This is a genomic window from Chryseobacterium tagetis (genome assembly GCF_016735585.2).
GTDB classification, from domain to species: domain Bacteria; phylum Bacteroidota; class Bacteroidia; order Flavobacteriales; family Weeksellaceae; genus Chryseobacterium; species Chryseobacterium tagetis.
This window is the reverse complement of record NZ_JAERSE020000003.1, coordinates 1-26,334: the sequence shown is the minus strand read 5'-3', so window position 1 is coordinate 26,334 and position 26,334 is coordinate 1. Positions and strand designations below refer to the sequence as shown.

General features: G+C 36.3%; 25 protein-coding genes and 1 pseudogene. 19 read left to right on the top strand and 7 right to left on the bottom strand.

What is annotated here, in order from left to right; all coding sequences use genetic code 11:
- On the bottom strand, positions 1-327 hold the full coding sequence (gene gldC, locus JI747_RS10075; protein WP_225688294.1) for a gliding motility protein GldC: 327 nt from the start codon (positions 325-327) through the stop codon (positions 1-3).
- 27 nt (positions 328-354) lie between these two features.
- On the bottom strand, positions 355-1,332 hold the full coding sequence (gene gldB, locus JI747_RS10070; protein WP_225688293.1) for a gliding motility lipoprotein GldB: 978 nt from the start codon (positions 1,330-1,332) through the stop codon (positions 355-357).
- A gap of 218 nt (positions 1,333-1,550) precedes the next feature.
- Here gldB and JI747_RS10065 point away from each other — a divergent pair, with 218 nt between their 5' ends.
- Genes JI747_RS10065 through JI747_RS10050 form a run of 4 tightly spaced genes read left to right on the top strand, consistent with a single transcriptional unit; the run spans position 1,551 to position 3,751 of the window.
- Complete coding sequence (locus JI747_RS10065) at positions 1,551-2,084, top strand: GNAT family N-acetyltransferase (protein WP_225688292.1); 534 nt, start codon at positions 1,551-1,553, stop codon at positions 2,082-2,084.
- 13 nt (positions 2,085-2,097) lie between these two features.
- Entirely contained in the window at positions 2,098-2,886 is a 789-nt protein-coding gene (gene nadE, locus JI747_RS10060; protein WP_225688291.1) for an NAD(+) synthase, read from the top strand.
- Positions 2,887-2,919: 33 nt separating this feature from the next.
- Positions 2,920-3,414 carry a ribonuclease domain-containing protein gene (locus JI747_RS10055; protein WP_225688290.1) on the top strand — a complete coding sequence of 165 codons (495 nt, stop codon included), beginning with the start codon at positions 2,920-2,922 and terminating at the stop codon, positions 3,412-3,414.
- A gap of 22 nt (positions 3,415-3,436) precedes the next feature.
- A complete protein-coding gene (locus JI747_RS10050) occupies positions 3,437-3,751 on the top strand; it encodes a barstar family protein (RefSeq protein WP_225688289.1) in 315 nt (104 codons plus the stop codon).
- 82 nt (positions 3,752-3,833) lie between these two features.
- Here the strand turns inward: JI747_RS10050 and JI747_RS10045 are convergent, their stop codons facing one another.
- On the bottom strand, positions 3,834-5,147 hold the full coding sequence (locus tag JI747_RS10045) for a T9SS type A sorting domain-containing protein (RefSeq protein ID WP_225688288.1): 1,314 nt from the start codon (positions 5,145-5,147) through the stop codon (positions 3,834-3,836).
- A gap of 212 nt (positions 5,148-5,359) precedes the next feature.
- Between JI747_RS10045 and JI747_RS10040 the strand changes: the two genes are divergently transcribed.
- Together JI747_RS10040 and JI747_RS10035 are read left to right on the top strand one after the other, a co-directional pair.
- Positions 5,360-6,949, top strand: coding sequence for a helix-turn-helix domain-containing protein (locus JI747_RS10040; RefSeq protein ID WP_225688287.1), 1,590 nt, complete (start codon positions 5,360-5,362; stop codon positions 6,947-6,949).
- Positions 6,946-8,079: a tetratricopeptide repeat protein gene (locus tag JI747_RS10035; RefSeq protein WP_225688285.1), complete on the top strand. Its 1,134-nt coding sequence runs from the start codon at positions 6,946-6,948 to the stop codon at positions 8,077-8,079. Before JI747_RS10040 ends, JI747_RS10035 begins: the two co-directional genes overlap by 4 nt.
- Before the next feature lie 56 nt (positions 8,080-8,135).
- Here JI747_RS10035 and pafA read toward each other — a convergent pair whose 3' ends face one another.
- Positions 8,136-9,782 (bottom strand): alkaline phosphatase PafA, encoded by a 1,647-nt coding sequence (gene pafA / locus JI747_RS10030; RefSeq protein WP_225688283.1) that lies wholly within the window; start codon positions 9,780-9,782, stop codon positions 8,136-8,138.
- Positions 9,783-9,899: 117 nt separating this feature from the next.
- Between pafA and JI747_RS10025 the strand changes: the two genes are divergently transcribed.
- From JI747_RS10025 to JI747_RS10015, 3 genes are all read left to right on the top strand, one after another.
- Entirely contained in the window at positions 9,900-10,643 is a 744-nt protein-coding gene (locus JI747_RS10025; RefSeq protein WP_225688281.1) for a hypothetical protein, read from the top strand.
- Positions 10,644-10,663: 20 nt separating this feature from the next.
- Positions 10,664-11,203 carry a GNAT family N-acetyltransferase gene (locus JI747_RS10020; RefSeq protein ID WP_225688278.1) on the top strand — a complete coding sequence of 180 codons (540 nt, stop codon included), beginning with the start codon at positions 10,664-10,666 and terminating at the stop codon, positions 11,201-11,203.
- 77 nt (positions 11,204-11,280) lie between these two features.
- Positions 11,281-12,999, top strand: coding sequence for a S41 family peptidase (locus tag JI747_RS10015; RefSeq protein ID WP_225688276.1), 1,719 nt, complete (start codon positions 11,281-11,283; stop codon positions 12,997-12,999).
- Positions 13,000-13,124: 125 nt separating this feature from the next.
- Here the strand turns inward: JI747_RS10015 and JI747_RS10010 are convergent, their stop codons facing one another.
- Both JI747_RS10010 and JI747_RS10005 read right to left on the bottom strand, forming a co-directional pair.
- Positions 13,125-14,000 carry a helix-turn-helix domain-containing protein gene (locus JI747_RS10010; protein ID WP_225688274.1) on the bottom strand — a complete coding sequence of 292 codons (876 nt, stop codon included), beginning with the start codon at positions 13,998-14,000 and terminating at the stop codon, positions 13,125-13,127.
- A 210-nt stretch (positions 14,001-14,210) separates the two neighbouring features.
- Positions 14,211-15,137: a malate dehydrogenase gene (locus tag JI747_RS10005; RefSeq protein WP_225688272.1), complete on the bottom strand. Its 927-nt coding sequence runs from the start codon at positions 15,135-15,137 to the stop codon at positions 14,211-14,213.
- A 399-nt stretch (positions 15,138-15,536) separates the two neighbouring features.
- Here JI747_RS10005 and JI747_RS10000 point away from each other — a divergent pair, with 399 nt between their 5' ends.
- The 6 genes from JI747_RS10000 to JI747_RS09975 are packed head-to-tail and all read left to right on the top strand — an operon-like array spanning position 15,537 to position 22,604.
- Positions 15,537-16,586 carry a linear amide C-N hydrolase gene (locus JI747_RS10000; RefSeq protein ID WP_225688270.1) on the top strand — a complete coding sequence of 350 codons (1,050 nt, stop codon included), beginning with the start codon at positions 15,537-15,539 and terminating at the stop codon, positions 16,584-16,586.
- Between the two features lie 29 nt (positions 16,587-16,615).
- A complete protein-coding gene (locus JI747_RS09995; protein ID WP_225688268.1) occupies positions 16,616-17,770 on the top strand; it encodes a porin in 1,155 nt (384 codons plus the stop codon).
- 17 nt (positions 17,771-17,787) lie between these two features.
- Complete coding sequence (locus JI747_RS09990) at positions 17,788-19,218, top strand: anion permease (protein ID WP_225688266.1); 1,431 nt, start codon at positions 17,788-17,790, stop codon at positions 19,216-19,218.
- A gap of 17 nt (positions 19,219-19,235) precedes the next feature.
- Entirely contained in the window at positions 19,236-19,892 is a 657-nt protein-coding gene (locus JI747_RS09985) for a succinate dehydrogenase cytochrome b subunit (protein ID WP_225688264.1), read from the top strand.
- Positions 19,893-19,903: 11 nt separating this feature from the next.
- A complete protein-coding gene (locus JI747_RS09980) occupies positions 19,904-21,820 on the top strand; it encodes a fumarate reductase/succinate dehydrogenase flavoprotein subunit (RefSeq protein ID WP_225688262.1) in 1,917 nt (638 codons plus the stop codon).
- A 34-nt stretch (positions 21,821-21,854) separates the two neighbouring features.
- Positions 21,855-22,604, top strand: coding sequence for a succinate dehydrogenase/fumarate reductase iron-sulfur subunit (locus tag JI747_RS09975; protein ID WP_225688260.1), 750 nt, complete (start codon positions 21,855-21,857; stop codon positions 22,602-22,604).
- An 84-nt stretch (positions 22,605-22,688) separates the two neighbouring features.
- Here the strand turns inward: JI747_RS09975 and JI747_RS09970 are convergent, their stop codons facing one another.
- Positions 22,689-23,702 (bottom strand): nucleoid-associated protein, encoded by a 1,014-nt coding sequence (locus JI747_RS09970; RefSeq protein WP_225688258.1) that lies wholly within the window; start codon positions 23,700-23,702, stop codon positions 22,689-22,691.
- 439 nt (positions 23,703-24,141) lie between these two features.
- Between JI747_RS09970 and JI747_RS09965 the strand changes: the two genes are divergently transcribed.
- From JI747_RS09965 to JI747_RS09950, 4 genes and pseudogenes are all read left to right on the top strand, one after another.
- Positions 24,142-24,537 carry a DUF7674 family protein gene (locus JI747_RS09965; protein WP_225688256.1) on the top strand — a complete coding sequence of 132 codons (396 nt, stop codon included), beginning with the start codon at positions 24,142-24,144 and terminating at the stop codon, positions 24,535-24,537.
- A 291-nt stretch (positions 24,538-24,828) separates the two neighbouring features.
- Positions 24,829-25,320: a hypothetical protein gene (locus tag JI747_RS09960; protein WP_225688254.1), complete on the top strand. Its 492-nt coding sequence runs from the start codon at positions 24,829-24,831 to the stop codon at positions 25,318-25,320.
- 342 nt (positions 25,321-25,662) lie between these two features.
- Positions 25,663-25,833, top strand: coding sequence for a hypothetical protein (locus JI747_RS09955; RefSeq protein ID WP_225688253.1), 171 nt, complete (start codon positions 25,663-25,665; stop codon positions 25,831-25,833).
- Between the two features lie 177 nt (positions 25,834-26,010).
- A pseudogene (locus JI747_RS09950) lies at positions 26,011-26,334 on the top strand (T9SS type A sorting domain-containing protein); the annotation flags it as partial.

Below are 26,334 nucleotides of genomic sequence, written 5' to 3'. Positions count from 1 at the left end.
TTACATTTTTATTGCAGACTTGATCGCAAATTCTTCTGCCATCTGCTCAATCCATTGTGCTACATCTTCTTCTCCTGTCGCTCTTTGATAAGTACTTCCAAGAGAAACTAAAATCTGATGCATAAACATTTTCATCTGGTCAACCGGCATTTCTTTTGTCCAAAGATCGATTCTTAAAGCTTCCATCGCTTTTTCATCCCAAACAGAAATCATTACCGCTTTTGTTTCTTCTTTATCAACACCTCCGTCCTGCGCATTCCAAGTCATTAATTCCGGGATGTGATTTTCATCCAATTCTACATCTATCGTAATCTGAGTCTTTCTCATTCTTTCTATTTTTTCTAATTCTTTTAATTAATTTTTTGGTTTATATCCTGATTTATTGAAAATGGTTTGTGCATCCATTTTTAAGAAATCCAATAATTTTGTTTCCGGATTTTCTTTTAAATATGATTTACAAATCTGCCATCCTGTGAAAATACCAATCTGAGGGGAAGATTCGTTATCTATTTCTGTATAAAACTTTGAAAACGGTCCCGGTGAAATAAAACGCTCTACCAATCTGGGATCATCACCGAAGACTAAATTATTTTCTACAAAATAGTTCCAGATATTCGCTTCATTGGTAACTGCCCAATCATATTGTTTTTTGGTATAATTCATCTTAAGATAATCCGGAAAATTCGGTAAAAACGCATCTTGTAAAGTCATAATTTTACCATTAAGGATCAACTGATCTACAAATTTCTGCTGGGATGAAGCTGTAACAATATTTTCAGCAAAAATCTGTGAAACTTTCGGGACAATATTCCCCGGATTCATCGACTTCTGGAAATACTGTTCCAATCCTTTATAATTCACATTTCCATCTCCCATAAATCCTGTAATATCGATGAATAAAAATCCGCTTTTCTCATCATAAATAATAGGATCCTGAGCCATTTGTAATGCCGATGAAAACAGGTATACTTTCGGACTGGTAAATTTTGGGTAATAGTATTTGATATGTGAAAATAATTCCTGAAGCTCAGTCTGAAGTTTGTTTACATCTATTTTATGAATCGCTTCATTGTAGATTTTAACTTCATTTGCATCTGTTCTTCTTTTTGCAAAGTCTTCATCAGAAACTGTCCCCTGAAACCACGGAAAACTTGTTTTAAACTGCTCCAACGGAACGTTTTTATCATAAAACATTTTGGAAATATCTACGACCTGCACTTTCTCTGCCGGTTTTTCAATTTCTACCTTCCATTGGGATTCCTGCTCTTTTTTACATGAATATAAGCTTAAAACTAAAATGGAAGAAAGTATAGCAATTCGGAAAATCTTCATTATTTTTACATGAATTTAAGTTTACAAAAATAAGGATTTAAACACAATTCTATATTTAAATTATTGGGTTTTATCATCCTGACAATGTATTCTGTATTTGAGAAACGTAAGACACAGAAATGATACTGGAAACCAAGCGCCTTTTAATGAGAAAATTTGAAGAAACAGACTTTGAACGTTTGTTTCCGGCACAAAATAAAAAGCGAAAATTATAGTTTATGATCACAATAAGACAGGAAGAGGAAAAAGATCACCAAAAGGTTTTTCAACTGATCGAGGAGGCTTTCAAAACTATGGCACATAGTGATCATCAGGAACAGTTCTTAGTTGAAAGATTAAGAAAATCAGAGGCTTTTATTCCTGAATTATCCCTTGTTGCAGAAAATGAGAATGGAGAAATTACAGGTCATATTTTATTTACAAAACTTAAAATCATTAATGGATCTGAAACGTTTGAATCATTGGCATTAGCTCCGGTTTCCGTAAAGCCTGAGTTTCAGAATCAGGGAATTGGCGGACAATTGATCAATTACGGGCATCTTACAGCAAAGAAATTGGGATTTGGCTCTGTTATTTTAATTGGGCACGAAACCTATTATCCTAAGTTTGGATACAAAAAAACCAGTAATTTTGGTATTTCATTTCCTTTTGACATTCCCGAAGAAAACGGAATGGCTTTGGAACTGACAGAAGATTCATTAAAAAATGTAAAAGGTATTATACAATACCCTAAAGAATTTGGAATAGATTAAAAAAATATAAATAATGCAGACACAAAAAGTAATAGACCGTCTCGTAAACTGGCTGAAAGATTATGCCACCAAAGCAAATGTAAAAGGATATGTAATAGGCGTTTCGGGCGGTGTAGATTCGGGAGTCGTTTCTACCTTATGTGCAATGACGGGGCTGGAAGTTCTGCTTTTGGAAATGCCGATCAGACAGAAAGAAGATCAGGTAAACAGAGCTCAGGATCATATTGAAGATCTGAAGAAAAGATTCCCGAATGTTCAGGGAAAAAGAATTGATCTGACTCCGGTTTTTGAGACTTTCGAAAGCAGTGTGGAAGATCATGTGGAAGGAAGATGGAGCAACAACCTATCTTTGGCCAATACAAGATCGCGTTTCAGAATGGTGACTTTGTACTACTTCGGACAGCTTCATGGCCTTTTGGTGTGCGGAACAGGAAATAAAGTAGAGGATTTCGGAATCGGTTTTTATACAAAATACGGAGATGGCGGTGTAGACGTTTCCCCAATTGCTGATCTTTATAAAACTGAGGTATATCAATTGGCAAAAGATTTAAATCTTATTGAAAGTATTCAGAATGCGATCCCTACAGATGGACTTTGGGACGCAGAGAGAACCGATGAAGATCAAATCGGAGCCACTTATCCAGAACTGGAAAAAATTCAGAAAGAATACGGATCTAAAACAGCTGAAGATTATGAAGGAAGAGACAAAGAAGTATTTTTAATTTTCGACAGAATGCATAAAGCTGCCAAACATAAAATGGTTCCTATTCCTATCTGTGATATTCCTGAGGAATGGAGATAAAATAGTATCTAATACCTTATTAAATTAGCGATTATGAATGCTAAAATCAGATCTCTGTTTTTTATCTGCTTAGGACTTCTTTTTGGAATGTCTGTAATGTACGTCTATAATAATTTTATTAAAGACAATCCGGCTTCTGCAAATAATACTACGGTTGAATACGGAAAGGTAAATGAAGCTGAAAGCTCTTCTTTAAAGCAATCCATTGATCAGTTGACAGCGGAGAAAACAGTCATCAGTTATGTTAAGCAGAATCATCAGCTTCCCAATTATTATATCACAAAAAATGAAGCGAAAAAGCAAGGTTGGAATCCTTCAAAAGGGAATCTTTGTGAAGTTTTACCGAGACGTGCGATTGGTGGTGACAAGTTCAGCAACAGAGAAAAAACTTTACCGCAGGGAGAAAAATATTTTGAAGCGGATGTGAATTACCATTGCGGAAACAGAAATGCAGACCGTATTATTTTCACAAAAAACGGGGATGTTTATTTGACGAAAAACCATTATAAGAGCTTTGAAAAGCAGTAGTAAAAATTAAAAGAAAGTAAATATGAAAACAATATATATAGATTTTACAGACATAGGAGATTATGAAGACTTCTATGCTCAATTAAAAGAAAAACTGCCGCTTCCTGAGCACTTTGGAGAGAATCTGGATGCACTAGCCGATGTGATTACCGGAGAACTGGAAATGCCTCTTCATTTAGAATTTGTGAATATGAGCATCGACCAATTGGAGATTTTTGAGGATTTATTAGCCACTTTGGAAGATATAGAAGATGAGATCGAAGACTTCACATTCACTTATTATCTGGAGCAATATGAGGATGATGAAGACAAAGATGAAGACGAAGAAAATAATTAACAAGGTTAATATAAAACAAAACTCGCAGAATAATCTGTGAGTTTTGTTGGTCTAAGACATTCAGTTAATTTGTCTAACTTAACTACTGCTTTATGAATTTATAATTCTGTTGTTTTTCCCCCTCAACAGAATATTGCAGTATATAATCTCCACTTAATAAAGACGATACGTCAATCTGGCCATCTACCGGATTGAATGTTTTCACTTTTTGCCCGACCATATTATAAATTTCAGCTTTATCAATTTTTTCAGCTCCTTTGAAATAAAGGATGTTCGTTACCGGATTTGGGTAAATTCCTACCTTATGATCACTTTTCACGTAATCTCTCACCGATAAATATTGGGTAAGATCTAAATAAAACCCGACGATCTGTCCGGATGCATTGGTTCCTACTCCTGCAATTTTCTTCCCGTCCTGCGAAATCGCCAAAGGCAGCCCCATTGTTACCCCATTGGTGGCAATTCCTAATGATACCGCGTAATCATTCAAATTAACACGTCCGTTTGCCGCCGTCCAAATAAAGCCTTCTCCAGACATTGGAGGTGCCGAAAACGCCCTGAAATACCCTACTACAGTTGTTCCGTTGGCAGATATTCCTGTTGCACCACCCCTGAAGAAGACCGAGGAATTTGGATGTGTTATATATGTTACTCCCGATGTTGTATTCCAAACATAAGGATTAGGCAATGCTGCACCTATTATTGTATTTCCGTCTGCAGAGACAGCTCCGGCTTCCCCCAGATTATTTCCGCTGCCGTCTGTAATGAAACTTTCCACACCGTTTACCCACATTGCACCGCTTCTGGTTCCTGTAGGTTCGTCCTGCCATCCTACAATGACAGTTCCATCAGTATTCACCGCATTGGCTCTTGAGCTTCTTCCGGAAACCATACTTCCCAAGTCTACCACTCCACCGGCTGCATCCCATTTCACAGCATGTGCATTAGCTGCAGTAAGCCATCCTAAACCGACAATGGTTGTTCCATTTAAGTTCATTCCCCAGGTAGAACTTACAGATCCATCCCAACCGGTAGGAACAAGCCCGCCTCTATTCACCCACGTAGAAGTAGCTACATCATATGTTGCGATCTCATTAAAGCCTGTCGCCGCATTTGTTACTGAAGATGCAATCTTGGTCCCGTCATTGGAAACCACTGTTCTTCCCGCAGCAGGATAGCCATTTGTAAGTGATCCTATCTGTACCAGTCCGCCTGCAGCCGTCCATTTGTAAATTCCGCCTGCGCTTGTATGCATACTTACGACTCCGTTATCAGAAACCGCACCTACGGTATAATTTCCAAGCCCCATTACACTAAGCTGCGCCTTTGCAACTCCAACATTCAGCAGGCAATATCCTGCCAATACTTTAATTGAAAGTTTGTAAATCTTTTTCATGCTTTGTTATATTTAATATTTTGAATTGGTGAAGACAATATTAATATTATATTTACCCAATTAAAAGAAATTGTCTTTTACAATTCGTGAAATTCAAAAGAATAAAAACCATAAAAATTTAATAATCAACAATATATAAAAAAGCTATATTGAAGATAATTTTCAAGGAGATTATTCATAGTAACACAAAAAACAGTTTATTTTTTCTAAAAATGCCGGAAAGTAAAAACACCGTTTTATTATTACTTGTCATTTTTTTGTCCATTTTCACAAGCGGACAGTCAGGTCCCGACTTCACAATTCTGGCTGATAAGGCATTTCAAAAGTTGTATCAGAATCCTGACGACTGCATTAGCTATTCACAAAGCCTTCTTCTCAGTGATCAGAATATTGAGCACAAAATCGTACTGCAAAACATCATTTCGCAAGCGTATGCGATGAAGGGTGATTATGTACAGTCTGTAAGCACTTCCATACAGAAAGAAGATGTACAGGAGAAAAATTTGTCTTATTTTATGCAGGCTTTTGGTGATTATAATCTCGCTGAGCAGTATCAAAATCTGGATTTATACAATCAGTCAAAAAAAATCATCACTCATCTTCTCTGTGATCAGAACCTGCTAAAAAGTAATGATCCCAGATTAAGAATTACGACGGCCAAACTTTATCAGCTTCAGGCGCTGAATTTTGGGATCAACAGAAATTATCCTGCGGCTTTACAATATCTCGATAAGAGTGATCAGTATACCAATAACAGTAATGAAGAGAATATCATCACGGAAATAGAAAATAAACTTTTCCGCTCCTCTTATCTGATGAAACAGAATCATTTAGAGGAATCTAAAAAACTGACAGACAGCATCATTCACCATCTTAAAAAATATAAAGACCGTCCCTTTTTATTAGGTTTCGCTTATGAAAACTTATCCCGGTATTATTTCCTGAAACAGGATTATAAAACGTCAATTTTTCAATCAGAACTGGCCCTTTCGCAAATTGAGAATTTACCTTTTGATAATTTAAAAATTAAAATTTACGAATCGTTATCCCGAAATTACTTTACGCTTCATGATAATGAAAAATACCATCAGTACAATAAACTTTACACGGATTTAAAAACCAAGGAAGATTCTAATACCAAAGAAGGAATACGGTATATCGTAAAGCTTGTAGAAACCAACCTCAATAAAAATATTGAGTTTAAAAAGCAAAACTATCTGCAATCTTTCTGGACGTTAACCCTGATCCTGATCTTAATAACAATCGGGCTTTTCATTTATTTACTTATCATTAAAAACAAAAATAAAGATTTAAAAAAGCAATTCGATTTTTTTGAAAAACAACGAAAACAGAAACAGAAAATCGCTTCTTCCCTGCCGGTTATAAAAGAAACTCCTGCCAGTGAAAAGAATCCGGAAAAAGATTCTAATAAAATTTCAAAGGAAAAAGAAGAAGAAATTCTCCTAAAACTTGAAGAATTCGAACAATCTGACCGTTTTTTGAATAAGAACATGTCCCTTTCCTTACTTTCTTCTCAAATGGAAATCAATACGAAGTATCTTTCTGAAGTTATTAACAGCAGCAAGGAAAAGAACTTCAACGGGTACATTAATGAATTAAGGATCAATCATATTGCCCATTTATTAAGAACCAATCCTACTTTCCTTAATTATAAGGTAAGTTATCTTGCGGAATATTCGGGATTTTCATCTCACAGTACGTTTACAACCGTATTCAAGTCTATTACAGGAATGTCTCCGAATGCCTATATTCAGGAAATCAGTAAAAGTAAATCTCTATGAAACTCATTATAAAATTATTTTCATTCCTGCTGCTGAGCTTTTATATTTCTATACATGCTCAAAAAACGCCCGATGATTCTCTGATGAAAAAAGCCTATAATGAGATCTATGATAATCCGGACAACAGTATTAAAATTGGGAAAAATCTATTAAAAAAAGATAATGACATCAATACTTCCATTAGAATTTATATGCTGCTTTCCACCGCCAATATTGCTAAAAGAAATTTTGATGAGTCTTTAAAATACATTTTAAAAGCGAAAGAACTTTCACAAAAGACAAACGACGCAAAAAATCAGGCAAGTGTGCTTATTGCTGTTGCAATACAGTATCAGCAGATGGAACTCTTCAGCAAAAGTCTTGAAACCCTGAACGAAGCAGACCAGTATTTAGCAAAAATCCCGGAAAATTCGCCTGAAAAATATATAGAAACCGCAAGAAGCTATGCGATACGAGGCATGATCTACAAAAGCCAGTCAAACTCAGAAATCGCTCTTGAAAAGTTTCTGATCTCTCTTCAGAATTTTGAAAAAGTTCCGGTAAAGAGCACTACCTATTCGAATGTAAGTGTGGTCTATTATAACATTGGCTATTGTTATCTGAATTTAAATCAGATCGACAAAGCGCAACAGGCATTTTCAGAATCTGTAAACTTCGCACAGAAAAACCACGCCAAAAGTCTTGAAGCATTTGCTCTGAAAGGAATGGCGGAAATGTATAAGCAAAAACACGAGTATCAGACAGCCATCGATCTTTTAAAAAAAGCAGAAAACCTCAGCAAAAACACGGGTGACATTGTCCTAAATGAAGGAATCTATAAGGAAATGGCAGATAATTATCTTGCGTTAAGAAAACAGGATCTCTACCAAATGTACAATAGAAAATATTTTGAAATGCGTTTCAAAAGAAAGGAAAATGAGCTCACTTCTATCAATCAGGTTATTGATAATCATAACAAAGATACTTCCGCTAGGAATAAAGAAATTAAATCTCATTATACTTATTTAATGATCATTTCGTCCGTTATAAGTATAATTGTCATTGGATTTTTTATTTATCTGATCTTAAGAACAAGAAGACAAAACAAAAGATACCAAAAAGAAATACAGCACATTATACGTGCTTCATAACAAAAAAACATTCCGATATGGAATGTTTTTTTATTTATAATTGTAAGATCTAAGATCTATTTACCAACAACTTCCGTAATCGGATTTCCTACATTTCCGCTAGGAAACTGAATTTTTAATAAAGAAGAAACTGTTGGTGCAATATCCGTCATAAAATAAGGCTTACTGCTTTCTCCATGCTGAATTCCCCATCCCATAAAAATTAACGGAATATGTGAATCGTAAGAATTCCAGACACTGTGTGTTGTTCCTGTTTTCGCATACGGAGGCAACATAGAGTCGTGAGAAATCAGCTGAATATCTCCGCTTCTCTGTCTGTTGATTCCATTGATGATTCTCTGCTTGATCGGCTCAGGAATAGTCGCTTCCTGAACTTCCGTCACAGAAACCGCATACAAAACAGTAGGATCTTTTTCTAATTCTTTGATGGCAAAGTCTCTTACATCATCCAATTCCAGCTTATTATCTTTCAGTAATTTTCTGTCAAAATAAACCTGATAGTTATCTACTGCATTAATCAGCTTATCAACCCCGAACTTTTCTTTTAGTTTGTCATTGATATTTTTTTCCATTCCTTCCCCGAAGAAACCTGTTGCAATTTTATGTTCCTGTAAAAATCCTACAGAATGTGCTCCTCCGTGATCGGCAGAAAGGAAAACCGTATATTGCCCTTTTCCAACCTTAGAATCTAAATAATTGAAAAACTGAGCTAAATCCTGATCTAATCTTAAATAGACATCCTCAACTTCAATAGAATTCGGACCAAACTTGTGACCTGCATAATCCGTTGAAGCCAGATTGATCGCTAAAAAGTCGGTAATATCATCTCCTCCTAACTTTTCACCTTCCACAGAAGCTTCAGCCAACTTCAAAGTCAATGTATTTCCAAAAGGCGTGTAACGGATATTATCTTTTTTCGCTTTATAATCAACCGCTAAATTGCTGTATGGGAAAGTTGGTGTTTTAGCACTTCCCAACAATCCTTCCCAAGAAGAATTATCCGGAGAACTTTCAGTATACTGACTGATTGGAAGCAAGGTATTCCAACCGTTTGCCACTAATTGATCCGGCAAATTCTGAGAATTGAAAGATTTCACCCATTGTGGCAAATCATTCATGTACCAAGAACTGGTAATAAAATTCCCGGAAGAATCATCGAACCAGAAAGCTCCGTTCGGATTGTGACCTGCCGGAAGAATAGAAGCTCTGTCTTTCAAAGAAACCCCGATTACTTTTCCTTGGAAATTGGTCGCCAATCTTAATTCATCTGTAACTGTAGTCGACCAAAGGTTTTTCGGAGAGTGGCTTCCCACTTTTGCATTAGTTGTTCCAACTGGTTTTACACTTTCATCTGTCGTACAATATACATTTTGTCCCGTCTCCTTATCTGTCCAGTCATTCCCTGCAATCCCATGAATTGCCGGAACCGATCCTGTATAGATACAAGTATGTCCTAAAGCCGTAACGGTAGGAACATAAGGAATATGTACATTATTTAAAGAATAACCAGTTCCCAATAATCTTTTGAAACCATCGTTACCATATTTATTATAAAAACGGTACAGATAATCCCATCTCATTTGATCAACCACCAAACCTACTACCAATTTTGGTCTTTCCAGCTGTGAATTTTTGTTCTTCTGCGCATTGATTGTAAACACGGATAAAAATGTAACCGCCGCAATCGAAATTTTCCTAAGCATTCAGTAAAAATTTTATTGACAACAAATTTACGGGTTTTGAAAATTTTGGTGTGTGAAATTTTGATTAAATTTGATCTTTACTAAAATTCTTCGTTTTATTAAATCTATCTGATCCACATGAAACTTTTAACCCCAAAAGGAATTTATTTTATTAATAAATATTCAGCTTTTATCATCAATCTAATTTTATTTCTCTTCATTTTTATCCCAGTTTTCATATCAAGCAAAAACTTTGTGATCAGTTTTATTATTTCCTCTTTAATCACGGGAGTTGTATTGATTTTAATTTGGATAAGTACATCTGTTGGCAAAAAAGTTCATTCCAAAATATTTGAAAGATCAGTTTTTACAGAATTAAGACAAAGAGGATTTCAAAAAGAAAACATTGATAAATATGAAGGCTTAATTAAAACAATTGAAGGTAGAACTGTCCGGGTTTTTTATAATTGGAATAAAATTGCCGAAGGACCTATGAGCTTTGGGGATATTGAAATTAATGTTTTCTATACACCTCAACTTTTTGAAAAGGATATTAATAAAATTGACATAGAAAAACTAAAAAAGCTTAATAAAAAATATGATAAAACATTTTGGTCAAAAACTAAAAGATATGGATTTTCTTTCGATAGATTAAAAGTTTGCTTCAATTATTATCCTTGGACAACAAGTCATAAAATTGATAAAGAGATTTATAGAGCTTTGGATATTTTAAAAGAGAATAGTTTAGAAACTTTTAATATCCATAAAATTCCATCCGAATATCTTAGTCTTGAAAAAGATGGATGCTTTTACCCCAATATGGAATATATATGGGAGAATTTTGAAACGCAGAAAGAACTACCTCTCATTAAGATAGAATAATAATTCTCAAAGTCATATTCATGGAAATCAAAAAACTAGAAAAACTCACTTCCAACCCTACTCTGAACTGGGGTTTCAACGGTTATGAAACTGATAAAATCTTCAGCGTTTCCACCATAGAGATCGGAAATTCTTTTGAATTTACTATAAGAGAAAAAAATCAGTTCTATAAAAAGGTCTGGGAAACAAATTCTGAGGATATTGATAATCTGAACGAAATTATTGAACAGGGAAATTCCTTCGGAGCTTTTGAAAATAATGAACTGGTAGGTTGGGCAATCTGTGATTTCAGGAAATGGAACAACAGCCTTTTTATTGAAAACATTCTGATTCATGAAGAATTTCGCGGTCAGAATATCGGAAAGCTTTTCATTAAGAATATTAACCGAAAAGCAAGAGAACTGCAATGCAGAATGGTAGAACTGGAAGTACAGAACACCAATTATCCTGCTATCAAATTTTATCAAAAAGCAGGTTTTGCCATTAGCGGAACCAACACAAAACTCTATAATAACTCTACAGAAACCGCTTTATTCATGAGCTTTGACGTATTAATTTAAAATGGTTTTGTTTTTTTTGTAGTTATCAAAATTTTTAATTAACAGATATATGTTATATTTAAGAATTACTTATTACTATGAAAAAACTCGCCACTTTTATATTTATTTTCCTTTTTAATCAAATTATTTTCGCCCAGAAAGACCCATATTATGATTTCATAAAGACATGGAATTTTATTAAATATTACCATCCCGATGTAGCAAGTGGGAAAATTGATGCAGACAGTTTGTTTTTAGTTACCGTTAAAAACATCAATTCAAAAGATGATTTCAATTCCGTCATCAACAAATTATCTCAAAATTTAAATAAAAATTTAACGACTCCCGCTCCGGCTGAAACATCAAAAGATGTTTTAAGCAAAACTCAAAACTTCGACTGGTTCCGGAACAACGGAAAAATTTCTTCCGAAAACAAAAATTTACTCAATACGATATACAGCCACCGCTATAATTACGAATTGCTAAAAGAAGGAAAATCAGTAAGTACGGAGAAAAAATATCCTTTTCCTAAAAATGAAAATCTTCCGCTTGAGTACCGTTTGCTGGCTTTGGCAAAAATACAGGGAAGCATTGATTATCTTTTCCCTCACAAATATCTGATGGATAAAGGTTTTGAAGACTATTTCAAAAATACCCTGGAAGAAAACCTAAACATACAGTCCAGAAAAGACTTCGAAACGATACTCGCCAAATTATCTTCAAAACTTAAGGACAGCCATTCTTTCAGTTTTTACAGACAACTGAATTACAAAGGTGATATTTTAAATATGCTGTACCTTGCTCCATTTGATTTCCAGATTATTAACGATCATCTTTTGATCACCCATCTTATTTATCCAGAAATATGTTCGAAAGCTCATATCTCGGTGGGTGATAAAATCATTTCTGTTAACGGAAAAAGTATTCCACAAATCATTAAAGAAAAGGGAGAATTACTATCAACATCTAATAAAGAGACCCTTGTACATCATCTTTCAAAATACGAAAACAACCTGATCTGGCCGGATAATCTTATGCAAAAAACGTTAGAAGTAAAATCCGGAAAAACCGGAAAAAAATTCACTTCACAACTGGATATGATCGATATTAAGGACAAGGAAAAATACAGCTTTATTGTAAGCTACATCCAGGATAAGATCGGAAAAAGAGAAAGCCGAAAAATTGTTAATAAAAACATTGCTTACTTTAAAATAAACCAAACCCTGGAAATTGCCGGAGATCTTGAAAGCAATAATCTGGATGCCCACATGGATAGTATTTTACATGAAGCAGCCCAAAAGAAAGCCCTTGTTTTTGACATGAGAGGATATCCCGACTGGGGCGGTTTTGTCAACTATTACGTTTATAAACACTTCTCGCCTGTCGAAAATTATTTTTACAAATATTATGCTCCCAACCTGAAAAATATTGGTACATTCTATTATCTGGCAGATTCAAAACACTATTTCTCTAACATCAAGGATAAAAAAACGCATCCCTATTCAGGAAAAGTTTTTATTCTGGTAAATCCTGAAACTCAAAGCGCCAGTGAATGGTATTCGATGAGTTTACAGCATATCTTTCCTCAGTCCGTAACGATGGGTCAACGGACAGCTGGTGCAGACGGAGATGTCACCAAAGTAAATTTACCTGGTGATTATGTTTTAGAATTTACCGGAAACGGAATTTTTTATCCTGATAATTCTCAAACCCAACAAATTGGAATCAGAATTGATGAAATCATACCCTATAAAGACAAAGACATTCTTGAAAACCGAGAACTCGAATTTGAAAGAATCTTAAGCCTTATAAAATAATTTTCAGCTCATTCTGCAATATGATGAAAGAAGGGTTCCTTTAAACTTTGTAGAAAAAAAGTTTATTAAATTTGATTGGTTTCATGATTAGTTAGTTGTTAGTTAGTTTTTATGTTTTAAAAAAGTCAAATGGAAAACGGGAAAACACAGCTGACAAGGCTTCTGAATTCCGTAGGTTTTTTCCCTGTATGTTTTTTAATGAAATTCGTAAAGTTGGCTTCGTCTGAAAATCCTAATTGGTACGATATTTCAGAAATCGTAAGTGTTGTATATTTTACGGATTTCTCAAATTCGTTCACCAGTTTGTCGATGATCATTTCTTTGGCGGATTTCCCTGCGATAAACTCGGTCATACTCGTTAGTTTCCTTGTCGTAATATGAAGAGCACTTGCATAGTAAGATACCTTTTTTTCCGTTTTAAAATCTCTTTGAAGCATTACCCTGAATTTATTCACATACGATACGTATTCCAGCTTTTCATCTTTTTCAATCTCATCATCATTAATAGTCAGTAATGCATCCAGTATTATCGTTTCAAGTGTATTGTGAGCCGCAGAAACGAAAAGCCTTTCGTCTTTTTTCTGAAAATCCAGCAGTCGGTTGATCAGAAAATACCTCATGATCTCTTTCGGAACATCACCTACATATGGTGAAACAAGAACTTCTCTTCCGTAATTAAAGAACAAAGCCGAGTTTAGAAACACGGAGTCTGTGGAAGACTGTTCATAAAAAATTGAAGAAAAAGAGAATACATATACTTCTTTTCCTTTGCACTCTCCAAAGCTTATACTTTTATGCGGACCGATAAAAACGGTACTTACCCCCTTTATATCATAGCTTCGTCCTTCTATGATCATTTCCACATCATCAAAAACAAACCAAACATTAAAATACTCTAATGTATTAAAGTCTTTCTTCCCCTGATTTCTGTCTAAAACATAACTTAACGGATTCATGCTGAACCCTGTTTTTTTCAATCTATCTGTAATTGTATACGTCATTTTCCCTCTAAAACTAATTGGTTATTAAATTAGTAAAAAATACCTAAATCTCAAACATTTTATCGTCCTCATTATTTTTTCAAAATTAATCAAAAGATTCTTTGAATTTAAGGTAACACATCGTGTTTTTTGTTATAAACCTTAATTATATTTTATCATAAAAAACCGCGCCCTTTCGGGCGCGGTTTTCATTTATATAAGCTTAATAAATTAAAACTTCAAATCCCCGTTTACTTCTCTTACAGCCTGAGCTGCTTCAGCAAATTTTAATTGCTCTTCTACAGTAAGGGTAATGTTTACGATTTTCTCTACACCGTTTGCTCCTATAATTGCAGGAACACCTAAGCAGATATCGTTTTGTCCGTATTCCCCTTCCAGCATTAGTGAACAAGGAATCATTTTCTTTTGATCACACGCAATAGCCTGAACCATTACAGAAACTGCTGCACCTGGAGCATACCAAGCTGAAGTTCCTAATAATTTTGTAAGAGTTGCTCCTCCTACTTTAGTTTCTTCGATTACATATTTTTGTTTTTCTTCGTCTAAGAACTCTGTTACAGGAACACCATTTCTGGTTGCTTTGCTCAATAAAGGAAGCATACCTGTATCACTATGAGCTGCGATTACCATTCCGTCTACATCAGAGATCGGGCTTTCTAATGCTTCAGCCAATCTGTATTTGAATCTTGCAGAATCTAATGCACCTCCCATTCCGATGATTCTGTTTTTAGGAAGACCAGAAGTTTTGTGTACCAAGTAAGCCATGGTATCCATTGGGTTAGAAACTACGATAATGATTACTTCTGGAGAGTGTTTTACTAAGTTTTCAGTAACTTCTTTTACGATTCCAGCGTTGATTCCGATCAATTCTTCTCTTGTCATTCCCGGTTTTCTCGGAATACCTGAAGTGATCACCGCTACATGAGAACCCGCTGTTTTGCTGTAATCTCCTGTTGTTCCGGTAATTTTTGTATCAAATCCGTTCAACGATGCTGTTTGCATCAAATCCATTGCTTTACCTTCAGCAAATCCTTCTTTAATGTCTACTAAAACCACTTCTGAACAGAAGTCTTTCATAGCGATGTATTCTGCACAGCTTGCTCCAACAGCGCCTGCTCCTACTACAGTTACTTTCATAATGTATACTTTTTTTAAAATTTATTTTTAAAGTTTAGTTTCAAAATTTTAACTCCCAAATTTAATGATTCCTGAAAAATTGAGCAATTTTTCAGGAATTTTAATTGGATTTTTAATAAATCTATTGATACTCAGCAAAAAGGCCTCCCGTATTTGCTGGATTTCTTTTACCTCATTCGGATACTTTTTATCAATTGACAATAAGTAAGATCCCATTGTTTGCCTTATCAATCAAATGATGATTATTAACAGGTATTAATATAAAATTTTAGAAAAAAAATGTTAATTAAATAAAATTTCATTAAATTTATGTCACCAAATTTTGAAAATTGTTAAAAAATTCATTGAATATTTCTGTTAGAAATTCAAAATAAATTTCAGCTCACTAAAAATATTATTATGAAAAAGCTCCCCTTGATTTTACTTTCCTCAATTCTTTCTATAGGATTTTGGAACCCTTCCGAAGCCTGTACAAGAGTCGTTTATAAAGGTCCCGAAAATACTATTATCACTGCCCGTTCTATGGATTGGCGAGATGAAATTCCGGCCAATTTGTGGATTCTTCCAAAAGGAATCGCAAGAACCGGAGAAGTAGGACCTCTTTCTGAAAAATGGACCTCCAAATACGGAAGCGTAGTCAGTACTTCTTGGGATATTGCTTCTTCAGACGGCATGAATGAGAAAGGACTGGTTGCCAATCTTCTTTGGCTCGGAGAATCTCAATATCCGAAATTCGACCCCAAAGGAAAGAAAAAAGGGATTGCTATTTCATTGTGGGCGCAATATTTTCTTGATAATTTTGAAACGGTAAAAGAAGCGGTAGAGCAGGCAAAAAAGGAAAAATTCGTTATTGTAAGCGATTATATTCCCGGAACGGAAAGATTCACAACCATTCACCTTTCCCTTTCCGATGCTTCTGGTGACAACGCTGTTTTTGAATATATTGATGGGAAACTTATCATTCATCATTCTCCTGAATATACGGTCATGACCAATTCCCCCGTTTTTGAGGAACAATTAGCTTTAAATAATTACTGGAAAGGGATTCCGGGAACGGTAATGCTTCCGGGAACCAACCGTGCTGCGGACCGTTTTGTAAGAGCCTCTTATTATATTGATGCCATTCCGAAAACTGCTGATACAAGAATTGCTGTAGCAAGTGTTTTCAGTGTGATCAGAAACTGCTCCGTACCTTACGGAATTTCTTCTGAAAGCGAACCTAATATTTCTTCTACAAGATGGCGTTCTGTTTCTGACCAGAAAAATCTGGTGTATTATTTCGAAACGGTTTTTACTCCAAACACATTCTGGGTAAATCTCAAAGAATTTGATTTAAGCGCAAAAGGCAAAGTCATGAAGCTTGATTTAAGCAACTACCAAACATATAACGGAAAAGCAAATTCGAATTTCAAAGAATCAGCACCATTCAAATTTTTAGGCTTAAACTAATTTAACTAACTACACAAAAACACAACAATATGACTTTTTTATCATTTAAAAAGAGTCTGTTGCTTTGCTTTATGCTGCTCTGCTGTACGGCAATTGCACAGATTCCGGATTCTACCCAGGCCGAATCTCAGGAAGATAATGTAAAATATCCCATTCTCCAGATCAAAGGTCTTTTCCAGGCCCGTTACCTTGTCGGAATGTCGAAAGACGTCGATGTAAATGGTCTTCATCATTCCGATGAATCCGGAGTCAGCAACAACTTCATGGTCAAATATATGAGAGTGCAGGTCCGTGCACAAATCAGCAAACGTACCGAGGTGGTTGCCCTCGCCAATTTAGCAGACTTTAAAAACGATCCCAAAAGCAGGGTTCTTGAAAATGCCTATTTAAAATATACCTTCAACCCGAAATTAGCCCTTACTGTAGGACAATTCAGACCTTGGTTCGGAATTGAGGAAACCTATCCTATTGATATTATCAAATCACTGGACTGGTCTAATCAGTACACAGAATTCGGGAAATTGGGCTGGACGAGTTTCCAGATCGGGCTTTCTGCAACAGGACAGTTACAATTAGGAGAAATTCCGTTTCAATACGCCGTTTCTGTAGTCAATGGAAACGGTAAAAACCAGGTCAACGATAATGATAACGGAAAACAGTATTCAACCCGATTGGTCTTTGGTTTAGTTAAAAAATACAATTTGAATCTTGGTTTGAATGGCGGTGTCGGCGAGGTTTTAAGTAAAAAAGTGTATGGTGTGGGAATTGACTTAAGCTCCCTTGTCCATTTTGATCCTAAATGGAGCTTGGATATGCAGCTTGAAGCTAAACAGGCAACTAATCATCCGCTGTATTTTGCGGCGGATCCGGAGACAAGACCGTCAAATCCCGATGCATACCTGATTCGTGGTGCCTATTTTCTTCCGAATTTACGGTATGAAGTCAATCACAGAAATCTGAGTGCTTTCGAACTATCCTGCCGTTATGAATATTTAGATACCAATTTCAGATTAAATTCCAATCCCAGACAGACCATTACACCTATGTTCGGCTTAGAATTTTTGAAGAATTATGGGGCAAGAATACAGCTCGGGATGCAGTTCGACCGCTACAAATATCAGGTAGAAAACACCACTCAATACAACAATAACCTGTTTATTGTTCAGGTACAAAGTAGATTTTAAATATTAAACTAACTATTATGAAAGAAATTAACATTAAAGCTGTCGCAATTACATTTGCCATTGCTCTTATCATATGGTTTATTCCTGCTCCGGAAGGAGTAGCAGAAAACGCGTGGCATTTATTCGCCATTTTCGCAGCAACCATTTTAGGAATAATTTTAAAAGCTGCTCCCATGGGAACGATGTGTATGATGGCCATCGGATTTACCGCTCTTACACAAGTGGTTGCTCCGGGAGATGCAGGAAAATCAATTACAAAAGCACTTTCCGGATTCGGAGATAAAGTCATCTGGCTGATCGGAATTTCGTTTTTTATCGCGAGAGGATTTATCAAAACAGGCTTAGGAAATAGAATTGCTTTCCTGTTCATCAGAATTTTTGGAAGAAGCTCATTAGGTCTGGCCTACGGATTAGGACTGGCAGATGTATGTCTGGCTCCTGCAATCCCCAGTAATACGGCAAGAGGTGGCGGAATCATTTATCCTATTATGAAATCTATGGCGATAAGCTTTGATTCTGTACCCGACAAACCTGAAACCCATAGAAAACTAGGTTCTTTCTTAACACTGAACAGCTACTATATGAACCTCATCGCTTCCTCTATGTTTTTGACAGGAACGGCGAGTAACCCTATGTGTCAGAAATTTGCTGCCAATTTAGGGATCAATATCACATGGATGTCGTGGGCTGCTGCGGGTTTTGTTCCGGGATTGGTAGCTTTCTTTGTGGTGCCATTGGTTTTATATAAATTATATCCGCCTGAATTAAAGAAAACAGGAGATGCTCCGAAAATGGCAGCTCAAAAATTAAAAGAAATGGGCCCGATTTCCAAAAACGAATGGCTGATGCTGTTGGCATTTTTCATTCTGCTTGCCCTTTGGATTTTTGGTGGCGCTTTATCAATTGACGCTACCACAACAGCTTTCATTGGTTTAACATTGCTTTTACTCACCTCAGTTTTAACCTGGGAAGATGTAAAATCCGAAAAAGGAGCTTGGGATACTATTGTCTGGTTTGCTGTTTTAGTCATGATGGCCAGCTCATTAAACGAGCTAGGATTTATTGGCTGGTTCAGTGATCTAATTAAAGCTAAAATTGGCGGTATGACCTGGACGGTTGCTTTCCCTGTTATTATCCTCGTCTATTTTTTCAGTCATTATATTTTTGCCAGCGCTACAGCACACGTTGCGGCAATGTATGCAGCCTTACTAGGAGTGGGAGTTGCGGTAGGAATTCCTCCGATGCTATTGGCGATGATGCTAGGTTTCTTAGGATCAATTTATGGGGTATTGACCCATTACGGACACGGTCCTGCTCCCGTATTTTTCGGAAGCGGATATGTGGATCTGAAAGCATGGTGGCTTAGAGGTTTGGAAATCGGGATTGTTTTGCTCATCATCTACATGGGAGTCGGTGGACTCTGGATGAAAGTGTTAGGCTATTATTAATCTAAAAATGAAAAAATATGCTGTCAACATTGTCAAGAAAAATGTGGATGTGTTTTACAGGGCTTTTCCTGAGCTTCTTTTTGCTGATTCATTTTTTAGGAAATCTTCAGCTTTTTTTACCGCAGGAGCAGGCGCACCTTCAATTTAATGCCTACTCCCATTTTTTATCAGGAAATATTGTTATAAAACTGGTTTCATATATTTTGTATCTCAGTATTATACTTCATGCCGTAGATGGAATTATCATTACTTTAAAAAACAAAAAATCAGGAGGAAGTTATCAGTCTGATCATCGCGGAAGAGCCAGTAAATGGTATTCCAGAAATATGGGAATCTTAGGAACTCTAATTTTGATTTTCCTTGTGATCCATTTTCAGAATTTCTGGTATGTCTACAAATTTGGAAACCCTCCTCTTGATGAAAACGGAAACAAAGACTTATATATTTTAGTGGTAACCGTTTTTAAAGAATGGTGGTATGTTGTTATTTACGTCATTTCAATGATTGCTTTATGTTATCATTTAATTCACGGAATTTACAGCGCGATCAGAACCTTAGGTTTATTTCATCCGAAGTTTGTAAAATGGTTTAAAACCATTGGGATCGCTTATTCGGTCATCATCAGTGTAGGATTTGCCTTGATGCCTATTTATGTATTCTTCACTTACCGTTAAATTGAACAATCATGATTTTAAATTCAAAAATACCGGAAGGACCCCTTGAAAAAAAATGGGACAACTATAAAAAAACAGCCAAGCTCGTCAATCCTGCCAACCGGAAAAAACTAGACGTTATCGTTGTCGGAACGGGATTAGCGGGAAGCTCAGTAGCTGCATCATTAGGCGAAATGGGATACAATGTAAAATCCTTCTGTTTTCAGGACAGCCCGAGAAGAGCCCATTCTGTGGCCGCTCAGGGGGGTGTGAATGCTGCCAAAAACTATAAAAATGATGACGACAGCGTATACCGTATGTTTGTTGATACCTTAAAAGGAGGAGACTTCAGAGCCCGTGAAGCCAATGTTTACAGAATGGCAGAATGCTCTTTGAATCTCATCGATCAGGCCGTTGCACAGGGAGTTCCTTTCGCAAGAGAATACGGAGGCTATCTGGATAACCGTTCTTTCGGAGGCGTTCAGGTAAGCCGTACTTTTTATGCAAGAGGACAAACCGGGCAACAGTTGCTTCTGGGCGCTTATCAGGCTTTAATGCGACAGGTCGGTAAAAAAACAGTACAGCTGTTTTCAAGACACGAAATGCTGGATCTGGTAGTCATAGAAGGTAAAGCCAGAGGAATTATCGTAAGAAATCTGGATACCGGAGAAATAGAAAGACATTCCGCTCATGTAGTCGTTTTGGCAACGGGCGGTTACGGAAAAATATATTATTTATCCACATTGGCCATGGGATGTAATGGTTCTGCCATTTGGAGAGCCCATAAAAAAGGAGCTTTAATGGCTTCTCCGAGCTGGATCCAGGTGCACCCTACTTCACTTCCACAATCTGGAGATTATCAGTCAAAATTAACTTTAATGTCTGAATCTTTAAGAAATGACGGCAGAATCTGGGTTCCTCTAAAAGAAAATGAAACCAGAAAAGCCAATGATATCCCTGAGGAAGAAAGAGATTATTATCTCGAAAGACGCTATCCTGCTTTTGGAAATCTGGCTCCGAGAGATATTTCCTCAAGAGCTGCCAAAGAAAGAATAGATGCAGGTTTTGGAATTGGCCCATTGAAAAATGCAGTATATCTTGATTTTTCCAAAGCTATTAAAGAGCAGGGAAAAGAAAAAATTCAGGAGAAATATGGAAATTTATTTAATATGTATCTTAAAATAACAGGATATGATGCTTATAAAGAACCCATGATGATCTCCCCTTCTGCCCACTTTTCAATGGGTGGACTTTGGATAGACTATGAACTGATGACCACAATCCCCGGCTTATTTGCATTGGGAGAAGCTAATTTTGCAGACCATGGCGCCAATCGATTAGGAGCAAATTCCTTGCTTCAGGCCTCTGTTGACGGATATTTCATCGCACCCTACACGATTGCCAATTATTTATCAAATGAAATTCACACCGGAAAAATTTCTACGGATGATATTGAATTTGAAAAAGCCGAAAATCATGTGAAACAGCAGATTGAAGGATTCATTGCTATTAACGGAACAAAAACCGTTGATTATTTTCACAGGGCCTTAGGAAAACTTCTGTACGATTACTGTGGATTAGCCCGGAATGAAAAAGGGCTGAAATATGCCATTGAAGAAATCAGAAAACTGAAACAGGAATTTTATAAGGACGTGAAAATTTCAGGGCAGGGCAATGCCATGAATACAGAACTCGAAAAAGCAGGCCGTGTTGCCGATTATTTCGAAATTGGCGAATTGATGTGCTATGATGCTTTAACGCGAAATGAGTCTTGTGGAGCCCATTTCCGTGAAGAGTTCCAGACTCCCGACGGGGAAGCATTAAGGAACGATACCGAATTCCAGTTCATCTCTGCATGGAACTGGACTGGCGAAAACAATGAGCCGGAACTCATCAAAGAACATTTGATTTTTGAAGAAATACAGCCAACCGTAAGAAGCTATAAATAACGTTTTACTTCATAACACCAAAAACGCAAAAATTATGGATTTACATCTGAAAATATGGAGACAGAAAGACAACCAAAGCAAAGGAAAACTGGTAAATTATGATTTAAAAGACTTAAATCCTCATATGTCTTTCCTTGAAATGCTGGATATATTGAATGAAAAACTGATTATTGAAGGTGACGAGCCGGTAGAATTTGACCATGACTGTCGCGAAGGAATCTGCGGGCAGTGCGGAATGATGATCAATGGGCTTGCTCACGGTCCTTTGGAACACACCACCACTTGTCAGCTTCATTTACGCTCTTTTAAAAATGGACAAACCATCGTGATTGAACCTTTCAGAGCTCTTGCTTTTCCTGTAAAAAAGGATTTGAAAGTTGACCGTTCTGCTTTTGACCGAATTATTTCTTCAGGAGGTTTTGTTTCTGTGAACACAGGTCAGGCTCCTGATGCTACTACCATTGCAATTACCCATCGGCTTGCCGAAGAAGCTTTTGATTCTGCCGCCTGTATTGGCTGTGGTGCATGTGTGGCAACGTGTAAAAACGGAAGTGCGGCTCTATTCACCTCTGCAAAAATCACTCATATGGTGTTGCTTCCACAAGGTAAAGAAGAAAGAAGCGAGCGCGTTCTCAATATGGTTAAGCAAATGGATTCTGAGCATTTCGGTCACTGTTCCAATACCGAAGCCTGTGAAGTTGAATGTCCGCAAGGAATTTCTGTACTGAACATCGACAGAATGAATTATGAATACAGCAGAGCGTTATTCTTCAATAAAAAATAAATGTCCGAATACAGGATAATTAGATAAACACAAAAAAACTCTAATCTTTTTGATTAGAGTTTTTTTTTATCTAAAAAGCAAAAATTAAACTTCTTTATCGAAATACAGCATATAGTATTTTCCTTTTTCATCCTCTCCGGTAGCCAGTTTTTGGCGATCTCCGTGAATATAGATATGGAAGTTCTTATCCAGCTTAATGATGCTTTTGAAATGTCTCTGCGTTTTCTTTACCGCTGCCTCGCTAATCGGAAACTCTTCTGCGATATTAATCTGCATATCCTGCTCATAATCGGTTTTAAAGTTGTTAAAGCTTTCGATTACATGTTCATCTCCTAATACTTCACTGGCAAATTCGTCCAGTTTAAATTCCTCTTTTTCCTTAAAGAAATTAATCGACTTATTCAGAAAGTCAGCCTGATCAGCTTTAGAAACTTCAAATTCCTGAGGTAACTGTTTGGTGATATAATCTTTATAGACCATTAAAGCCTCCTGCGTGTGGAAATATTCATCATCACGCTGCTTCACTTTTAAGAAATCTTCGAACCAATAGTACATATCTCCGTTTTTGTTGTTATCAACCACAGAAAGCACATAGCCGGTTTCCTTATCATTATTGTAAATAAGTGCCGCTTTGTCAATTTTAGACAAACCAATTCCCATATCTTTTTCAATTTCGAAGCTTTCTTCCTGAGGAGAGATCTTTAAGAAAGACTCTCTTTTTTCAGTTTTAAAAATTCCGATTTTATCTACTTTTTCTCCACTCTCTCTTTCATCTTCAAAATATACCACAAACAACTCTCCACCCTGAACTCTTGGGTTTTCAGCCGCTTCAAAAAGGTGTTTGGCAATATTCTCAGATTCCCACATAAACTTTGCCTTATCATCAAAAATTTCAGACACGGCACTATAAATAGGATTATTCACCAAATAAGAATCACTGTAGAAATGGAAGGTCTCCTCAGATTTGAAAGAGCCCAAAAAGTAATTCTCCAGCAACTCTGCCATTCCCTCCTCCAACTGCAATTCTTCCTGAGAAAGTATTAAAGACTCTCCGTTGATCTTATTTCCGACTCTGTGTACTATAATTTTTGAAAACATTTTCGATTTTTATGGATTGCAAAGATATTAATTATCTCAGATACTCCACAGTTTTTCATTCTGAGAAAACCTTATCATTCTGATGCTTCTTATAACCGTTCATTCCGTCATTCAAAATGATTTTCTGTCATGATTTTATTTTATTTGTCAGATTTTTTTCAGACTTTTCCACTTTTCTGCCACCTTCATTTTTATTACATTTTTTATCCGTTTCATTACAGAAACACAGAATCCCTTGCATCTGAAACATAATTAAAAACCAATACTTTATAGCTTTAAATAAAAAAATTAAAAAACTCTGTATCCTCTTTTAACAGAGACATTGAAGCCAATTTAATCCCTGCATATAATTTTGATTATAAAAAAAAGTTAATTATTTATTACGTATTTATCTTGGTATGCTTTTCGCTGCAATATGGGTACTTGAAAAATATTAATTATGGTGAACGTAAATATGCAAGCTATCAATCAGAAAAAAGCTATGGAGTATTTAAAATTTTTCTATCCCCCACTTCGAAACGAAATCACGCAGTTGTCTTTACAGGATAATTTTGCAGGAGTCATTCAGGCGACGATCAACTATTTAAAAAGACTTTTGCAGGAGTCGAAAGTCAATATTATTGCCCATCACATTAAACTTATGGATATGATCTATAAAAACGGAGATTCTTACGTAAAAAGCATCATTGAAAATATCTTCGTAAGATCATTCGAAAGCTTTAAAAAGCATGGAAAAATCCAGCATTGGAAGCTTCTCTATCAAAATATGCCTGTCAGCTTTCAAGTGATCTACAACGATCAGAGAAAGCAGGATAAGATATTCTTTGGAAAATAAATAAACGGAAATAACAAATCGGCGGCTCCAAAGGAGCCGCCGATTCACATTCCAATCTACTGTCATAGATTGGAATTTTTTATTTAGATCACCTTACTTAATCCTTTTTTCGCAGAGCGGTCGAAAATTTATCACACAAAAAGGATATAAAAACCCTTGATGTTACTCATGAGTGTAAGTGAGGGGTACGTTATAGCTTGAAAATGAGGAAGAAAATTCATTTTTGTAAACCTTATCAACTATAAAACAGCAACCGTCTGTTTTTAATCTAACCAATACAAAATAATTATTATGGCACTAGAAAATTTAATCAGCATTTCGTTCTCAGAAGCAGAACTTACCCAGTTGGATCAGGCCATTACCAGTATCGAAACCATACTGCAGGGCAAAACCATCAATCTCGATGCAGAGCAGAGGCAACAATACGGCAGCATTGCCGAGCAAAACAAACTCTTTGTAAACAAAGCCAAATCCTATATGGAGCAGTATCCCCAGTTTGTTCCAACGTTTTTAGACAAAGCAGAATACGACAGGGATTATGCTGCCAGACAACAGTTGGAGAGCCGTATGCAGCGCCTCTCTTCCGTTACCGAACAATTATTGGATACCAAAACCCTTTTAGATTTTGATAATTACCACAACTCACTCACTTTTTACAGGAATATGAAATACCTCTCCCGTGAGAATATGCCCGGAACCAATGTGATCTATGATGATATGAAACAGTTCTTTGTAAGCAGCTCTATAGCTTCGCCTAACGAAGATAATAAAGCTGGTTCCTAACCCCTTTCACCCGGTCCGGAACCACCCCTCGGGCGGTCCTGAAGTACCTGCAACAGGTTGGTGAAGTGGTGACAGGGACTTCTCTAAGTGGGTATACCCGGTTCCCAACCCCTTAAAAGGGGTATCCCAAATGGCTGCAACCACTTCCACAAGTCCTTGCAAGCAGTTAGCAACGGCGTTTTGGCACTTCAATAACCGACTGCAAGGGCTTTTACAAGTGGTTTTCACCAGTTAGATACCGATTGCAGATAGTTCTCCAGCCTCACAAAGGATATTCTGAAATGTTTGCATTAATACAGCAACAATGAATACTATAACTTCAATCCTTTATTATGATGTGCTATGAAAAAAAAGATCATACTTACCGAATGTTTCAAATGTGGAAAGCGCTACGAAAATCATTTTACAGCATCTCCTTGCTGTAAATCTATCATGCTGAAAGTAAATGAAAAAGGAGAACGTACAGCAATCAGTTTTTTAGGTTCATTTCCTTTTCCAAGACAAGCGAAATGAAGGGGAAAATAAAAACAGGTCAATATCTGTCATATTGCAGCCATCCTTTGCTACAGCGATAATAAGAGAGAATAAAACCAATTTGAGGTGATAAAATTCACAATTATTTCATTATAAATCTAATCAGAGTGAACTAAAAATAATATTTTAAAGATTAATAATAAAACTAAACTCCAAATGAAAAAACTCTACACTAGTGCATACTTCTTATGCATGATTCTGAGCTTATCCGCTCAGGAAGTCCTATGGCAGAAAGACATCAAATCCTCCACTCAGGATTTTCTTAGCCAGGTGACTCCGACGGTAGATCTTCAGTACTTAATTACCGGAAGCTCTATTCAATCTAAGGGCCAATCGCAAGCAGCCAGCAGCCAAAAGCAAAATAACGGCTACGATTTCCATCTGGTGAAACTCAACCAGCAAGGCGAAGAGGTCTGGGAAAAATATTTCGCAGGAAAGAACCATGACTATCTGTCTGCTTCCCTTTCCACGCAGGATGGA

Coding starts and splice junctions, on each gene's coding strand:
- gldC (WP_225688294.1), bottom strand. CDS start 327: ATGAGAAAGACTCAGATTACGATAGATGTAGAATTGGATGAAAATCAC.
- gldB (WP_225688293.1), bottom strand. CDS start 1,332: ATGAAGATTTTCCGAATTGCTATACTTTCTTCCATTTTAGTTTTAAGC.
- JI747_RS10065 (WP_225688292.1), top strand. CDS start 1,551: ATGATCACAATAAGACAGGAAGAGGAAAAAGATCACCAAAAGGTTTTT.
- nadE (WP_225688291.1), top strand. CDS start 2,098: ATGCAGACACAAAAAGTAATAGACCGTCTCGTAAACTGGCTGAAAGAT.
- JI747_RS10055 (WP_225688290.1), top strand. CDS start 2,920: ATGAATGCTAAAATCAGATCTCTGTTTTTTATCTGCTTAGGACTTCTT.
- JI747_RS10050 (WP_225688289.1), top strand. CDS start 3,437: ATGAAAACAATATATATAGATTTTACAGACATAGGAGATTATGAAGAC.
- JI747_RS10045 (WP_225688288.1), bottom strand. CDS start 5,147: ATGAAAAAGATTTACAAACTTTCAATTAAAGTATTGGCAGGATATTGC.
- JI747_RS10040 (WP_225688287.1), top strand. CDS start 5,360: ATGCCGGAAAGTAAAAACACCGTTTTATTATTACTTGTCATTTTTTTG.
- JI747_RS10035 (WP_225688285.1), top strand. CDS start 6,946: ATGAAACTCATTATAAAATTATTTTCATTCCTGCTGCTGAGCTTTTAT.
- pafA (WP_225688283.1), bottom strand. CDS start 9,782: ATGCTTAGGAAAATTTCGATTGCGGCGGTTACATTTTTATCCGTGTTT.
- JI747_RS10025 (WP_225688281.1), top strand. CDS start 9,900: ATGAAACTTTTAACCCCAAAAGGAATTTATTTTATTAATAAATATTCA.
- JI747_RS10020 (WP_225688278.1), top strand. CDS start 10,664: ATGGAAATCAAAAAACTAGAAAAACTCACTTCCAACCCTACTCTGAAC.
- JI747_RS10015 (WP_225688276.1), top strand. CDS start 11,281: ATGAAAAAACTCGCCACTTTTATATTTATTTTCCTTTTTAATCAAATT.
- JI747_RS10010 (WP_225688274.1), bottom strand. CDS start 14,000: ATGACGTATACAATTACAGATAGATTGAAAAAAACAGGGTTCAGCATG.
- JI747_RS10005 (WP_225688272.1), bottom strand. CDS start 15,137: ATGAAAGTAACTGTAGTAGGAGCAGGCGCTGTTGGAGCAAGCTGTGCA.
- JI747_RS10000 (WP_225688270.1), top strand. CDS start 15,537: ATGAAAAAGCTCCCCTTGATTTTACTTTCCTCAATTCTTTCTATAGGA.
- JI747_RS09995 (WP_225688268.1), top strand. CDS start 16,616: ATGACTTTTTTATCATTTAAAAAGAGTCTGTTGCTTTGCTTTATGCTG.
- JI747_RS09990 (WP_225688266.1), top strand. CDS start 17,788: ATGAAAGAAATTAACATTAAAGCTGTCGCAATTACATTTGCCATTGCT.
- JI747_RS09985 (WP_225688264.1), top strand. CDS start 19,236: ATGCTGTCAACATTGTCAAGAAAAATGTGGATGTGTTTTACAGGGCTT.
- JI747_RS09980 (WP_225688262.1), top strand. CDS start 19,904: ATGATTTTAAATTCAAAAATACCGGAAGGACCCCTTGAAAAAAAATGG.
- JI747_RS09975 (WP_225688260.1), top strand. CDS start 21,855: ATGGATTTACATCTGAAAATATGGAGACAGAAAGACAACCAAAGCAAA.
- JI747_RS09970 (WP_225688258.1), bottom strand. CDS start 23,702: ATGTTTTCAAAAATTATAGTACACAGAGTCGGAAATAAGATCAACGGA.
- JI747_RS09965 (WP_225688256.1), top strand. CDS start 24,142: ATGGTGAACGTAAATATGCAAGCTATCAATCAGAAAAAAGCTATGGAG.
- JI747_RS09960 (WP_225688254.1), top strand. CDS start 24,829: ATGGCACTAGAAAATTTAATCAGCATTTCGTTCTCAGAAGCAGAACTT.
- JI747_RS09955 (WP_225688253.1), top strand. CDS start 25,663: ATGAAAAAAAAGATCATACTTACCGAATGTTTCAAATGTGGAAAGCGC.